At 55.3% G+C, this 13,381-nt stretch carries 17 protein-coding genes; 7 read left to right on the forward strand and 10 right to left on the reverse strand.

Annotation, left to right across the window (positions count from 1 at the left end; translation table 11 throughout):
- Positions 1–224: hypothetical protein (locus E2F43_RS19340; protein WP_238946964.1), on the forward strand; the 224-nt coding region annotated here is incomplete at its 5' end.
- Here the strand turns inward: E2F43_RS19340 and E2F43_RS15615 are convergent.
- From E2F43_RS15615 to E2F43_RS15635, 5 genes are all read right to left on the reverse strand, one after another.
- Positions 206–649 (reverse strand): amidohydrolase family protein, encoded by a 444-nt coding sequence (locus tag E2F43_RS15615; RefSeq protein WP_238946965.1) that lies wholly within the window; start codon positions 647–649, stop codon positions 206–208. The genes E2F43_RS19340 and E2F43_RS15615 overlap by 19 nt on opposite strands.
- Before the next feature lie 435 nt (positions 650–1,084).
- A complete protein-coding gene (locus E2F43_RS15620) occupies positions 1,085–1,522 on the reverse strand; it encodes a hypothetical protein (protein WP_133214397.1) in 438 nt (145 codons plus the stop codon).
- A gap of 194 nt (positions 1,523–1,716) precedes the next feature.
- Positions 1,717–2,133, reverse strand: a complete 417-nt coding sequence (locus E2F43_RS15625; protein ID WP_133214399.1) for a nuclear transport factor 2 family protein — start codon at positions 2,131–2,133, stop codon at positions 1,717–1,719.
- Between the two features lie 305 nt (positions 2,134–2,438).
- Positions 2,439–2,903: a RidA family protein gene (locus E2F43_RS15630; RefSeq protein ID WP_133214401.1), complete on the reverse strand. Its 465-nt coding sequence runs from the start codon at positions 2,901–2,903 to the stop codon at positions 2,439–2,441.
- Positions 2,904–2,966: 63 nt separating this feature from the next.
- The gene (locus E2F43_RS15635) at positions 2,967–3,686 is read right to left on the reverse strand and encodes a methyltransferase family protein (RefSeq protein ID WP_238946966.1); all 720 of its coding nucleotides are present in this window, start codon (positions 3,684–3,686) and stop codon (positions 2,967–2,969) included.
- Between the two features lie 141 nt (positions 3,687–3,827).
- On the opposite strand from E2F43_RS15635, the gene E2F43_RS15640 reads away from it, so the two are divergent.
- The 3 genes from E2F43_RS15640 to E2F43_RS15650 all read left to right on the forward strand — a co-directional run bounded on the left by E2F43_RS15640 (position 3,828) and on the right by E2F43_RS15650 (position 5,908).
- Positions 3,828–4,106 carry a hypothetical protein gene (locus E2F43_RS15640; protein ID WP_133214403.1) on the forward strand — a complete coding sequence of 93 codons (279 nt, stop codon included), beginning with the start codon at positions 3,828–3,830 and terminating at the stop codon, positions 4,104–4,106.
- Positions 4,107–4,113: 7 nt separating this feature from the next.
- A complete protein-coding gene (locus tag E2F43_RS15645; RefSeq protein WP_133214405.1) occupies positions 4,114–4,812 on the forward strand; it encodes a class I SAM-dependent methyltransferase in 699 nt (232 codons plus the stop codon).
- 658 nt (positions 4,813–5,470) lie between these two features.
- Positions 5,471–5,908, forward strand: coding sequence for a hypothetical protein (locus tag E2F43_RS15650; RefSeq protein ID WP_133214407.1), 438 nt, complete (start codon positions 5,471–5,473; stop codon positions 5,906–5,908).
- A gap of 77 nt (positions 5,909–5,985) precedes the next feature.
- Here E2F43_RS15650 and E2F43_RS15655 read toward each other — a convergent pair whose 3' ends face one another.
- Complete coding sequence (locus E2F43_RS15655) at positions 5,986–6,207, reverse strand: hypothetical protein (RefSeq protein ID WP_133214409.1); 222 nt, start codon at positions 6,205–6,207, stop codon at positions 5,986–5,988.
- On the opposite strand from E2F43_RS15655, the gene E2F43_RS15660 reads away from it, so the two are divergent.
- A complete protein-coding gene (locus tag E2F43_RS15660) occupies positions 6,206–6,412 on the forward strand; it encodes a zinc-binding dehydrogenase (RefSeq protein WP_133214411.1) in 207 nt (68 codons plus the stop codon). The two genes, E2F43_RS15655 and E2F43_RS15660, sit on opposite strands and share 2 nt — an antisense overlap.
- A gap of 41 nt (positions 6,413–6,453) precedes the next feature.
- A complete protein-coding gene (locus tag E2F43_RS15665; protein ID WP_133214413.1) occupies positions 6,454–6,789 on the forward strand; it encodes a hypothetical protein in 336 nt (111 codons plus the stop codon).
- Positions 6,790–6,869: 80 nt separating this feature from the next.
- Here the strand turns inward: E2F43_RS15665 and E2F43_RS15670 are convergent, their stop codons facing one another.
- Together E2F43_RS15670 and E2F43_RS15675 are read right to left on the reverse strand one after the other, a co-directional pair.
- Positions 6,870–7,847: a lysophospholipid acyltransferase family protein gene (locus tag E2F43_RS15670; RefSeq protein ID WP_238946967.1), complete on the reverse strand. Its 978-nt coding sequence runs from the start codon at positions 7,845–7,847 to the stop codon at positions 6,870–6,872.
- 94 nt (positions 7,848–7,941) lie between these two features.
- Entirely contained in the window at positions 7,942–9,225 is a 1,284-nt protein-coding gene (locus E2F43_RS15675; protein ID WP_165954354.1) for an iron-containing alcohol dehydrogenase, read from the reverse strand.
- Between the two features lie 139 nt (positions 9,226–9,364).
- On the opposite strand from E2F43_RS15675, the gene E2F43_RS15680 reads away from it, so the two are divergent.
- Positions 9,365–10,201 (forward strand): helix-turn-helix domain-containing protein, encoded by an 837-nt coding sequence (locus E2F43_RS15680; RefSeq protein ID WP_133214417.1) that lies wholly within the window; start codon positions 9,365–9,367, stop codon positions 10,199–10,201.
- A 66-nt stretch (positions 10,202–10,267) separates the two neighbouring features.
- Here the strand turns inward: E2F43_RS15680 and E2F43_RS15685 are convergent, their stop codons facing one another.
- Positions 10,268–10,774 (reverse strand): hypothetical protein, encoded by a 507-nt coding sequence (locus E2F43_RS15685; protein WP_133214419.1) that lies wholly within the window; start codon positions 10,772–10,774, stop codon positions 10,268–10,270.
- 200 nt (positions 10,775–10,974) lie between these two features.
- A complete protein-coding gene (locus E2F43_RS15690; RefSeq protein ID WP_238946968.1) occupies positions 10,975–12,996 on the reverse strand; it encodes an NAD(P)/FAD-dependent oxidoreductase in 2,022 nt (673 codons plus the stop codon).
- Between the last annotated feature and the right edge of the window lie 385 nt (positions 12,997–13,381).

Genomic DNA, 13,381 nt, shown 5'->3' on the forward strand with positions numbered 1-13,381 from the left:
TCGCTATTGTTAGTCATGGTGGTGATCTTCCTTCTGTTGTCGGATTAAGCTTCGCAACTCAATCTTATCAACTCGGGGGATCACCGCCCCTCTTCAAAAGTGCGAAAGATAATTTACGTTATCTCTCTGGGAACCTTTATGACAAGGATTCAGTGCTGCGAAATTCCGGGCGAGGTCTGTTAATCAATGCAACGCGCCGTATTCACTACAACGTGTTTTTATAGATCCTGCCGTCCTTCAGGATCACGACGAAGTTATTCTCGGGGTCGGCAATCAGGTCGACGTCCATCAGCGGGTTGCCGTCCACCAGAAGGATATCCGCCAACGCACCCTCCTTGATGACGCCATTCTCACCGGGATAGGGATCCCTGGCTCCAGACTGCTTGAAGAGCTGGTAATTGGTGCTGGTTGCCATTTTCAACAACTCCCATGGCTCATACCAAATTTTGAGTTTTGCCAGTGACTTCCCCTGTTTGGCCGCAATCTCGGCACCATTCTGTAAATCCTCGCCAAAGGCGACCTTTAGATCATACTTTTTGGCCAGTTCGTAGGCCTTTTCCGTGCCATCGATCATTGCCAGGAATTTTTGTTGTTCGAAAGATCCGTCATGAAATGGAATTCTGTCTTCATCATTCAGCAATGGTTGCAAGCGTAGCTGTTAACCGCTTACTAAAACATGTTTTCATTGCTTCTCATCTCCAGGAAAAGTGGAAGTCATGCAGAGCGACATTGTCCCTTGACAGGGTTTTGCCACCCGATTTCATCCGATCTGTTTTAGCGTGTTACCAATCATCCTTATCACCAGCCGTGCTAAAGCATGCTTGTCCGAACGTCTTATACAAGGTGTTACCGCGTTCACTATGGTCTCGAAGCCCCTTCCCTGGATCAATTGAATCGCCAGCTGATCGTTGACCTGCCGCCACCGGGCCCCCGCCGAACCAGTGAGGGCACCATGGACTTGAGTGAAGAGCACTTTGGTTGGGCGTGCAATGCCGCCTCGAATGTGTCTATTTTATATAGACGGCTAAATACCGCTTGACCAGGATGGTGGACGAGATCGGAACCGATACGAAAAATCACTTTTTCAAGGTATTCCACGCTTACGCTCGATATAAGCGATGAAATCCTCAGAATAGGTGCTCCTATATTCCTCCCACCAGCCCTGGAATCCAGCAAATTGCAGTATCCAGTCTGCTCGCGCCAGCGCGTCCTGATCATGTTGGCGAAACGCTTGATAGGCGGACATGACAAAGAGAAACATCATCGGATCGAATCGCCTGCGGTGATCAAGCGATAATGCCTCCCTTTTGCTTTCGAGGCCCTCCCAGAAGATATGTGCCGCTTCAGGTTCAGCTGCAAGGATACGGGTAATTTCGTTCGCCGCACTGACATGGGACTCTGCCAAGCTGGCTTCAATAAGGCGGCTGTTTTGACGTATTTGAATCGCCAAATATATCAGAGTAACGACAACGGCAACCGCACTGCATATCTCTGCCAGCGCACTGAGCGCTTCCCATTTCATTGTTATCTCCTCCTGTGGAATCAGGAGTATTACCAAAATACCTCAGGCAACCTGCGCCACAGCTTCTATTAGTCGTCGAAAGCGGCCTCTGAGCTGGTTCAGGCGCGGATGGCACTGACGAATGGATTTACCTCAACGCAGGACCTAAACAGAGGCAATTCAACGAGAACCCTGGATCAGTAAGATGCCGTTGCCTAAGCCCAGCCCAGTTGCTGAAGGCTTATTGTGTCGTTCCAGATTTTCGTCATATGTCGAATTTGCGGACCTTCAAATTGCATGACATAAGCGTAATCCGCGGCAATGACATTCCCGGTTGGTTCGCCCGGGCCGCCCGGTCCCGTCTGCGTGCCGTGAAAGACAGCGCAGGCGGTAACGCACTGTCTTTCCTCGTCCTCTGCAAAAAACTTCAACTCATAATGCCCATCGGGTATTGGCGTGAGCAGGTTTTTCATCCACTCACAGTAATCCTGCAGCGTCGCAATATCTGCGAGTGCACCGGTTTGTGACGAAAACGTTGCTTGCGGAAGGCAATACGCCTGGCATTTTTCCCAACCGGCACCGGTTTCACAAGCCTCAAAAAACTCTCTTGCCTGATCAAGGTTCGCACTCATAATTTACTCTACCCTGTTTTTGCATGCGTTGAATTCTACCCTTGATGCAATATCCATGTATCGGACATGAAATTTCTGGAGCCGAATTCAGACTTGTATAGAGTGTAGACCAAATATCTTGCAGTAGGCGAAAGCGGCCGATCCCGAGCCAGAGTGGACAGTCAGTAGCGATGGTCTTTTCCCTGTGTCCGCAGGCCAGGCGAAAACCACTACCATCGCCAACGTGCGTGCAGTAACAGGCGGAACCTCAGTACAAATGCACCCTTTCGTGTCACGTCACGGTTTTCCAGTTTTCATACTCCAAATCATTCATCCCCGGATTGCAGTGCCGCGATACACTCAAGTTCGACGCGCGCACCAAGCGCAAGCCCAGATGCTGCAAAGGCACTTCGAGCAGGGTATCGTCCTCCCTCAAAGTAGGATGCGTATATCTCGTTGAAGACGGGCCACTCTGCAATGTCGGCCAAGAATACCGTGCATTTAATAATGTCATTCATATCCAGTTCATGGCGCTTCAATGTCGTTTTGATATTTTCCATGGTTTGTTTCGACTCGGGCTCTATTCCTCCTTCAACCAGCTTCCCGCCTGCGTCTGTTCCCAGGTCACCGGACATATAGAGAACGCCTCCGTAAGCCACCGCCTCGGAAAACGGATAATCCGGGTACTTTGCCGAAGGAAAAATTACAGGATCAGCTCCAGAAGTGGTGCTTGCAATTAACATCAGGGCACATAAGTACCCCAGCTGTTTTTTTATCTGCGTAACGTTCATGTTTAAAGACCTCTTCATTAAAACGATTTTGGTTGCAAAGTGTTTATCCAGCTTCCGCTAACATCAGTAAATTCCGGGAATCAGTCGATAGCGGACGCGCTGTGCATAATCTGGATAGCCAGGTAACTCAGCCTGTAAAGTCTGATCCTCAAGTTGGGTTCTAATCACCGCGATAACTGACGCAACCATCGCCGGAACCAGCGCCCATACAGACCCAAGGGCAAGGACAATACCGAAGAGTCCAAGAATATTCCCCGCATAACCCGGATGCCTCACAAGCGCGTACGGCCCGCTGTCACACACGACATGGCCCCGATTCACTTCAATGCACACGACGCTATAGAAATAGCGATTCTCTATTAGAGCCCATGCAGCAAAGGCATAGCCGAGAGAGACCAGGAAAAAACCATTCAGGATGAGCCATGGCGAAAATTCACTGGACCAGTGAAAGCGATGATCCAGGCCTGCCACCAGGACCATAGGGTATCCAATACTCACAGCCATCAGGGGAGCGAGTACTTTATCCCAGGATTTGGCATTCTGGATAATTCCCCGATCTTGTCGTTCTGCGGTTAAGCCGGGATGCCGCTGTTCTGCCAACATGCGTCCCCCGATGCCAGCGCCCAGAATCAGTATGGAATATAGCCACGCCTGCCACCAGCCGAGGTCGCCGCCGCAAACCAATAAGATCAATGGAATCAGGAGATACGCCAGCACCAACTTGACCCACTGGCGGGTGGATGCTCCCTGAGGTTTCGCTTCATTATTCGTCTTCGCTGGCAAGAGATTCTCCGGTTCGTTTTCAGCAAGAGTTTGCTATATACCGAAAAACGAACATTAAGGCTTTTCAAGCGCCCTTTCGACTCCTAATATTAACGCTAAATCTGGTATCTGTTTCAGTGACAGGCTCTAGCGGAGGGGCTTATGGCCAGCGCGCGTCGAACTCTGCATACGCAACCGGGCCTCGCCACCATGGCGATAGTGCCCGCCATTTTTCTGGTACAGGTTACCATCGTACCAACGACTTACACCGATTACTGGGAACTGGCCAAGTCAGCAATTCCAGCAAATGAAGGCTCCGAGACCGAACTGCTCTGGATCCTCGAGGGAACTCTACTGACGCAGATTGACATCGCTTTTCTATTTCCTGCGCTGATAGCTCTGTTGATATATCCAGACTATCCCAAAACAGTAATTGGCTGAACAAGGCATGGAATCAAATTCGAAGGCAGTTGAACTCTATACGCTCAGAAGCAGAAGTTACCTTCGTTTCATAAATGCCGTGGCATATCCGCAAGGCATAAGTGCTTATTTTCAACAATCACCACATCTTGAAGAGGATATGCGTGTTCTTGATGCAGGCTGTGGAACAGGCATTGCCACACTGGCAGTGCGCAAGGCTATGCTTGCTCGTGGGATTCAGCCAGGGAACATAAACGGCTTCGACATTACGCCCAAAATGCTTGCCACTTTTCGGAGTAATCTGCGAAAACAGGCCATTGGAGGGATTGAAGTCGTACAAGCTGACGTGCTTGAGCTGGGCACGCTTCCAGACTCCTGGAGAAGCTATGACCTGATAATCTCCGCCGCAATGATGGAATACATATCTCCTGAGCGTCTGGTGGAAGCCTTGTCAGGTCTCAGGTCACTTCTGGGCGATACGGGTACTCTCGTGCTCTTCATCACGCGAAGAAACTGGCTGACGAGACTGCTCATCGGTAAATGGTGGCACGCCAACTGTTATCGACACTCGGAGTTGGAGGCATACTTGCACCGTGCAGGTTTCCCCCGCATCACATTTGGCAGTTTTCCGTTTCCCTATAAACACCTTTCCGTTTGGGGCTACATCGTTGAGGCAAGCCAGGTTTCGACATGCTCTTTAGCAGATGAACGCGCACTCCCAGTGTGAGCAGTCTGGCTCCACCACTAAAACAGCGCTACAGCAGCCTATCGGATAAAGGCCAGCGAGTCGAAGACGCTGCCAGCATCGAGACTACAGCCAGTAGCCACAAGAGAAGCAGCATCGGATTTACTGGCAGAAAAAGCTACACATTCGATCGAGCGCGGATAATTGGTCATCATTGTCCCCGATACCCTCTGGAGAGAAACATTGATGCGATGGCATTGCCAACGACGGTTCGCTCAGCAGCTACTTGTCCTGGTGTTATCCCCATTCCTGCTTTGTCATCAGGCAGTTGCTGGGCCGGACGAGGCATTCCCTCCAGCGATTACTGAACTGACTATCGACAGCGGGGGCTACAGGCTCCCTGCTCTGGCGTATCTGGCTAACGGGAAAGGACCGCATCCCACAGTTGTCCTGTTACACGGTTTTTCAGGCAGCGAAAAAACCTTGATCTCGCACAGTCCCTTCGCGGGATCGGCTTTAACGTTGTCTTCTTTCACTACCGGGGCGCCTGGGGAGCGGACGGCGAATACTCTGTCGTCTCGCTACCGGATGACGCGGCTGCTGTACTGCAATTCCTGAGGTCGCCCGATCACGCCCAACGGCTAAGAGTGGATACCAGGCATCTGTCCCTGTTGGGCACTCCATGGGCGGTTACGCTTCATTGGCTGCAGGTTCGAGTGACACGGCGATTGTCTGTGTCGGTGCTATGGCCCCCGGCAACCTCGGTGACTTCAAACGGGCTATCGAAGTCGGCAACGAAACCGGTGACTGGATCATGGACTGCGCCGACAGTCTGTTTATGTTACGCGGGTACTCCGGCGCAAAGATGAAGCGAGAGCTTGTCGAGGTTGATCTTCAGGACGTTGATCTTAGGACTTACGGTCCCGGCCTGGTCGCCAAGTCGGTCTTCCTGATCGTGGGTGACAAGGATATTGTGACCCCTGCCGATACCATGTTCAGTCCAATCGTGGAATCCTACCGGCGAACCGCCAACCTGGCGCTGGAAACGCACGTGATCAGTGGGGATCACTCTTTTTCCTGGGGCAGGAAAGAACTGACCGACCTGGTGAAAGACTGGATGCTTCGCGACTGTCGGTAAGCCAGGAATACTGCTGCATCAAGGTTGACCACTAATGATACTGAGATCGTCAAAGGCGGCGGGTGTTCCAATGATAATTACGGTTCTGGCTCCTCGTTCATCAGCTTGTCGACGGCGCTGGTGAACGACACCGCGTAGTAGGCGCCGGCACGCTGCCAGATCCTGCGAAACCCGGGCTGATGCATGATGTGATGAAAGGTTTTCCAGCGATTCTCGAAGAAATCATCGTCTATCGCACCTGACTGACGATGCAGGTAGAGGCCCTCATAGAGATTAACGACCTGACCCGCGATCAACATGAACTGCGCTTTTATGGAGCAGGACGTCGTGTCGATACTGGCCCAACTTGACAGCGAGGACCTCGCCCTATTGGCATCACTAATGGCGGAAGGAAAAATGGTGTCGCAAATCGTTCAGAGATTTTCGCTGGAAGAGACTGCGCGGGCAATAGCCTATTCAGAAACCGGTCGCGCTCGCGGCAAGATCATTGTCGGGATGCATTAGCGCTGGCCTCGCCTGGTCCCTCGCCGTGGGCGATGGTATTCGTGGCCAACTGGTGGGGGTTCTTCCGCTGGAGCGATAATCCCGAGTGGTCGTTTCCGCAATTCCTGTTCCTCATTTTCTGGAGCACGATGCATTATTTACTGGCTGTATCCATTTACCCCTACGAATTCCTGGATCAATACAGCGAGGAGATGCAGGAGAAGTTCCTGTTGCGGGCGATGTTGGTCATGATAGTCGCTGATCTGGCGGAGAACTCCGTACGCGGGGAGCTGCTTGACCCCTGGTATTACCCCGTTTTTATGGGCTCACTTGGCGCGCTCTGCCTGGCGCCACCCCGAGACCGCACCCGCCTGGGCGCGGACCCAGGCGGGCGTTGATAACCGCTGTCACGAGAGCGAGTGCGAGGCTGCCGCCCTGATGCCTTATCAGGGCTGTTCGACGGCAGCCTCGGCGCGCCCTAGAAAAATACGGGGAACTTGCGCTTGCTGGCCAGCCTGTCCATGCCGGCCTGGATCCGGGCCTCAATGTCCTCATAGACGCTGTCAACGTAGGCTTCGTCATCGGCCAGCGACTTGTCGCTGCTCAGGTAGACCGGCTCCAGCAACTCCGTGCGGATCTTGGCCGGCAAGGGGATGTGCTGGAACGGCGTCAGGTGCAGGGCGACGCCAAAGGGCCAGCTCAGGGTGACCGGCGCCAGGTCACTACGCATCCGTTCCTTGAGTTTCAGCGCCCTGGCCAGCGGCCGTCCTTCCGACAGCACGAACAGGGTGTCATGGCCACCGACGGTGGCGACCGGCACGATGGGCACACCGCTTTGTATCGCCAGGCGGATAAAACCCTTGCGCCCACCCAGTACTGCGGTGTCACGCTTGCTCCAACTCCGGTAGGCGTCCACTTCGCCACCCGGCCAGAGGACCACGTCGTCACCTTTCTCGAAGGCGGCCTGGATGTTCTCCCGCCGGGGGGAAATAACCCCCATACGACGGAAGTAGTCACCCAATTTGGGAGACTTCATCAATACGTCGTGGGCAGTGCCGTGCAGCGGACGCTCCGCCCCGAAATGACGCCACCAGGAAAAGACCAGGGTCCAGGCGTCCATGGTCAGGGGACCACCCGAGTGAACACCGATCAACAGCACCGGTTCGTCGGGGATACGGTCCCAGCCGTCAACCTCCAGCCTGAAGTAATGATCCATGAGCCGGTTCCAGATACCCATCTGACGCGTCATGGCATCGGGATCCGGCCCATCAAGGCCCTCCCGGGGCCCGGTAACCGGCGGCCTGGGGGCGGGTTTCGCCTTTGTCTTGCGTGGATTGGCCTTGCGCTTGCTTGCAGCTGGCTTTTTCGCAGCTGCCCGCTTGCTGGTGGTTTTCGTTGCCTTGCCTGCCGGCCTGGACCCAACTGAGCGGGTCGCACGTGTCTTTGTTGCTGCCATGATGGCTTCCTCCTGTTGAGGGAATGACCCCGGTTAATCCGCGGCCACTTCCGAATCAATGTCCCGCCCCGATTCGAAGCAGGTCTTTACTGGTTCACGCCACCCGTGCGAGAGCGGCATCGATACTGTCGTTCTCGTCCGGCTCCCGGGCGACCAGCAGCCCTTGTAGCAGGGCTTCACAGTCCGCACGGCCCATCTGCCGCGGCACCGGATAGTTCAGCAGCGCCTCTCTGAGGGCTCGCCGCGCGATTCCGGGTATGTCTTCCGCGCGCAGCTCAGCCACCGTTGCGGGCACGCCCAACTCACGGTTCAGGTAACGAATATGAACCACGAATTTCTGTGCGAGAATGTCCTCCGGCTCCGACTCCTCTCCCAGTCCCGTCAGCACGGCCAGTTGGGCCAGTTTTTCGGCCACTGACTGCCCGCAAAACTCCAGCACCTCCGGCAGTAATATTGCATTGCCCAGCCCGTGGGGCAGGCCGTAGTACGCCCCCAATTGATGGGAAATCGCGTGCACATAGCCCACCGACGCCTGGGTAAAGGCACACCCCGCCTTGTAGGAGGCGATGGACAAGGCCTCGCGAGCTTCGAGATCAGCGCCGTTGCTGCAGGCCGGCTGCAGATACCTGAATATCAGCTGGACTGCCTCTCGGGCGTAACGGTCAGTTTCGGTCGTACCGATAACACCGATGTAGGCCTCAATCGCGTGTGTCAGGGCATCCATCCCTGTCGCTGCGGTCAGGGCGGGCGACAGTCCGGTCATCAGGCGTGGCTCCAGGGCGGCAGCCAGGGGCGTCAGTCGACTGTCTATTACGAATGATTTGCTATGGGTCCGGTCGTCCGAGATCACCGCCGCGATAGTCGCTTCGGAACCGGAGCCGGCGGTCGTGGGCACCGCAAACAGGGGTAGCGGCTTGCGTCGCCCCTTGAAGTACCCCACCAGTCGCTCGGGCTTGCCGTCGTTTGCGGCGGCAACCGCGACAACCTTGGCCGAGTCCATGGCGGATCCACCGCCGAGCGCCACAATGCCGTCGCAGGCCTCCGCCTGCAAAAGTTCCAGTGCGTCATTGACCACCTCCCAGGTGGGATCGGGCTGCACACCGTCGTAGATCACAGGGGTGATACGTTGCAGCTCAAGCGCACGCACCAATGGGCCCGCCTGGCCGCGCTTGACCATACCCGCAGTGGTCATGATGAGAATTTTCTTCAGGGAGCGCTCCGCGGCGGCCTCGGCCAGGCGCCTGGTGGCGTCGGCCCCAACCAGCAGTTGCGGTCTGCGTATTGGGATCACCCCAATCGCCAGTTTCAGCGCATTGACCATGAGCCGATTGCCCGCAAACTGCAGTCGTTCTACCCTGGATATCCTTGAATTGCTCAATGGTTGACTCTCGATTCCTGGCAGCTGCCATACATAGGTGCCCAGTTTAGACATATTTCCCCAAGAGTCTTTTACCTCACAGGTAAAGCTGTGCTAGTTTCCAACTAAGCTGAATCGCAGACTCGTGGATGGCCGGAACATGGTGGAGAAAATTGCGGAGGGCGCATTTGGCCGGCTACTCAGGTACTGGCGCCAGGTGCGTAAGCGCAGCCAGGAGGACGTTGCGCTGGAAATTGACTCCTCAATCAAACACATCAGTTTTCTGGAAAACGGGAGGTCCCTGCCAAGTCGGGACATCATCCTCCGGCTGGCGAAATACCTCGGCCTCAGCGGGCGGGAAACCAACAATCTGCTCGCGTCGGCGAATTACGCGCCCGTCAATATCGAAAAGTTCAACCTGGAAGACAGCGCGATGCTGCGCGCGTCGCTGTCCAACATCCTGCGCGGGCTGGAACCCTACCCGTCCGCGATCATCGACCGAACCGGCAACGTCAGGATGCTTAACCGGGCCTGGGTGGAAGTCATTGGCAAGCAGGTGCCATCCATTCACCGCCAGACACATTTCAATGTCATGGACATGTTTCTTGCACCGGACGGCCTCAAGCTGTACATGGAGAACTGGCAGGATGTGATCTGCGCCTTGTTGGTGACGCTGCAGCAGGAAGTACTCATGTTCCAGGACGCCGATTCCATCACCACCCTGCAACGCTACCTGGCGGATCCGTCGGTGCCCAGTGACTGGCAGATCAGGGGGGCAAACCGAATGTCCATGTCGGGAATGTACAGCCGTATCAACCTGCCTGGAGACCGGCCGCGCGACTACCTCCATGTACTGAATATCGTCGGGTCTTTGCGCGTCGTGCCCGACCCGGTACTGATGATCTACAGCATCTTTACCGAGGATGAGGAACAGGCGGAGGCATGGCGCCAGCGATTGATCGGTAGCACTTATCAGCACCCGCTGCTGGTTGATTGAGGCAGGTCAACTGGTGGCGAGACAGGAAATGCACCCCACCGCTATCGCGGTCCCGCTGGTTAATGGTCATTTGTTGATGAGCGCCTGGTAAAAACGCTCGCTACCCATTGCCCGGAAGATTTCCGTGGTCGTAATCAGGGGGATGAGTACCAGCAACATCATCAGTAGAGGAGCAACGTCCTGCAGCCAGGAACGCTGCAGCAACTCCTCAATGACCTGATGAACTGACTGGTCATGGAACCAACCGACCACGACCTCCTCAATGACCTTGAATACCACCAGTAACAGCAGCATGGCCAGGCTTTTCCAGATCACCCGGTGTAACAGCGGATGAGGATCCGCCCGGGAACCGACCGACAGAGCGTTCCCGATAAGAATAAATTTACCCATCACCAATGCTTTCACGAGGGCGATACTCCACGGCAGTGGTTCCGGTCCACGGCCGCCCTGCAGGGAATCCTGGTATAGCAGTAACACCGAGAAACAGACGAACAGATAGAGACTTATAAACCCGTAACTTCGCAGTTCATGTCCAAGGCGCTGCAACCTTGTCGGCGAGTTTGTGTCATTCATCGATCGGAACCCATTGTGTGATTGATCATCAAGCGACCCTTATTGAAGCTACCAGGCAGCGGGCAATGCACTCGCAAACCACTCCGTATTGCTTCGTTGCTACAAAGCATAGAAAATTCATAGTCACCTAAAACGCAATCTCCGTAAAGTACATCCCATCAAAGGGATGACACCTGGACTCAGTCGTCTAACGCACCGTCTTAACCGGTTAAGTGTTCGGGTACGCTGGCAATCATACCCGGATCCAATTGCTCGGTGGCCTGCTTGATTTCACATAAGGCATGATTCCAGATGATCTCATGGATACTCTGGGGAAACAGCAGGGCAAACAGTCGCCAGAATAAACTGCCCAGCGGGTTGTTGCCCTTCGGATAGTTAAAACTGAGCAGGACAGACAAGCGTGAATAGACGCTACTGGCAGGTTCAACGCTGAAAATGAAGTCGCCGTCGTGGGCGAAACCACCCAGGACCCTGAAGTGGATGGTGTGCGGGTCGCCGGTGGAAATCTGGTCTATCTCAAACTGAATCAGGCCCCCGAATATCCGGTAATCGATAATCACGTCCTCATCGGCGAAGCATCCCTCGCGGCGTCGAATATTGACCATGCGCGGCGTCAGGAAGGGCCTGCCGGGTTCGCCGAACTGATGTAGCACTTTGAGCAACTTGAGCGGCGGCCGCTTTACATCGATGCCATACAGGTAAACCCTGTCGCGGGACTGTATCGTCGGTAAAGCGGCGAGTTTCTCCAGCAGATCCTCTCGCTTGACCACTACCGGAAAGCGCCCCAGGTCGCGCCATTTGAGGCCGAATACCCTCTCCCAGGCACTGGACCTGAGCGTGACCAGAAAGCCGGTACTGAAAATCTGCCACAGCATGCGCGGACGGATCATCCACCAGAGTATGCGCCGGTAACTCTCTTCACCGCTGGAAATCACCCACAGCAGACGCTCGAAGTGGCGCTTGCCGGCAGCCCGGTTTTTCTGCTCGCTGGAATAGGTCTGGTAAAGCACACGACTGAGAAAGCGATTGGTGAAAAACAATCGATAAAGGGCGAAGATGACCGTGGCGTAGTGATTGTCGCGCTGGAAGCGTCTCAGTGTTCGCCTGTAGCCACGCCGCAGGCTTCGCTTGTCCACACCCTCGTCCAACAGTGTTGCGGCCAGGCTGCGGGCCATGGAATGGGCCGACAGAATGCCGTCCTTGTACTGCCGGCAGGTGACCATATCCCCCACCGCCGCCACCCGATCGCCAAACGGATGTCTGGCCATTCCCACCACGATCCGCGGGCTGCAGGCGCAACGGGTCGTCAACGAGCAACCCTGCGGCAATGAACGACGGATACGCGGCACGGCGAGAAATCTGCGAATCAGCTCGAGGTTGTCCTGATGACTGTCGGCGCTGTCGACACTGTGGCCGATCAGGCTGACCGTGAGGTATTCACGCTTGGGCAGTATGGAGCACATTTCCAGATCCAGGCCGCCTTCGCTGCACTCCACATAGTGCAGCTCTCCCTCCCGTAGTTCGTCTGCACAGTGACCCTCGAGTTCAAAGATCAGCGCCTTTCTCAGCCGTGGTGGGCGATAGCCCTCACAGAGACGGGTGTACAGTTCGCGCCCGGTGGTGTGGCTGGCATACATCGCCGCACTGTCGTTGATACCCGTCGCGAATACGACAAAATCGGCGGTGATCGGGCGCGCGCTCCCCTGCTCGCGGACAGTCAGCACCGGTTTGCCAAGGTGGTCGCGGGAGACCTCCTCGACCTGGTGGGCAATGACTGTTGCGCCCGCCAGTTCAGCCTTGTCCAGCAACAGGGCGTCGAAAGCCTGGTGTCGTAAAGCCTGACAGCGTGGCAGGGTCCCCCGGTAAACCGTCAGCATTCTACGATCAGGGGGCACCGCCAGGTGCAGGTTCTTCCAGCGCCCCTCCAGGGTAATGGTGTCTATGGATAACTGGACGACTTCGGCCGGTAATTCAATATTCAGCGCGTCCAGCGCATCACAGAGCCGGGGAGATAAGCCACCGGCACACTGGGGACAGCCCTCATAGTGGAGATGGCTCTCGCGCATCGCCAGTCGGCGTTCGAAAATCAGGACATTCAACTGTAACCCTCTACGACGGGCCATCTGTAGAAGATGCAGGGCGGTGAACGCGCCAGCCGGCCCGCCACCAATAATGGCAACAACCGCACCCTCTTCAAGTATGCTGGCAATCCGATGATTCATCGCCATGCCTCCTTCCCGCTCCCTTCACTTTTATTATTCGCTGCCAGACAGCCACCGCAATGACTCCGGTCAGTAAGAACGCGATAAGGTGCGAAGTTATCTCCACTGGGTATTTGCACTCGCCTGCGAGGGGTTACTCAATCGCAGCCCTGGACAGTGGTATCCGCCCCGGTTTTTGCCTCGACCGGCGAAGTGATTCTCGAACTCTCTCTCACCGATATGCAAGTAGCGTGTCGGACCTGCAAAGGATTGAGTTCACCGGGATGTGACACCGGGCGCTTTGATCAATATTCATAACTGGCCTGCTTTCGCTAATTCCTCGACACTCTGATAGGCTGCCTTGATTGACTCCCCGATCCTGGCACTGCCCTTGGCGCAATCGTCA

Source organism: Seongchinamella unica (assembly GCF_004354085.1).
In the GTDB taxonomy this organism is placed as follows: Bacteria; Pseudomonadota; Gammaproteobacteria; order Pseudomonadales; family Halieaceae; genus Halioglobus; species Halioglobus unicus.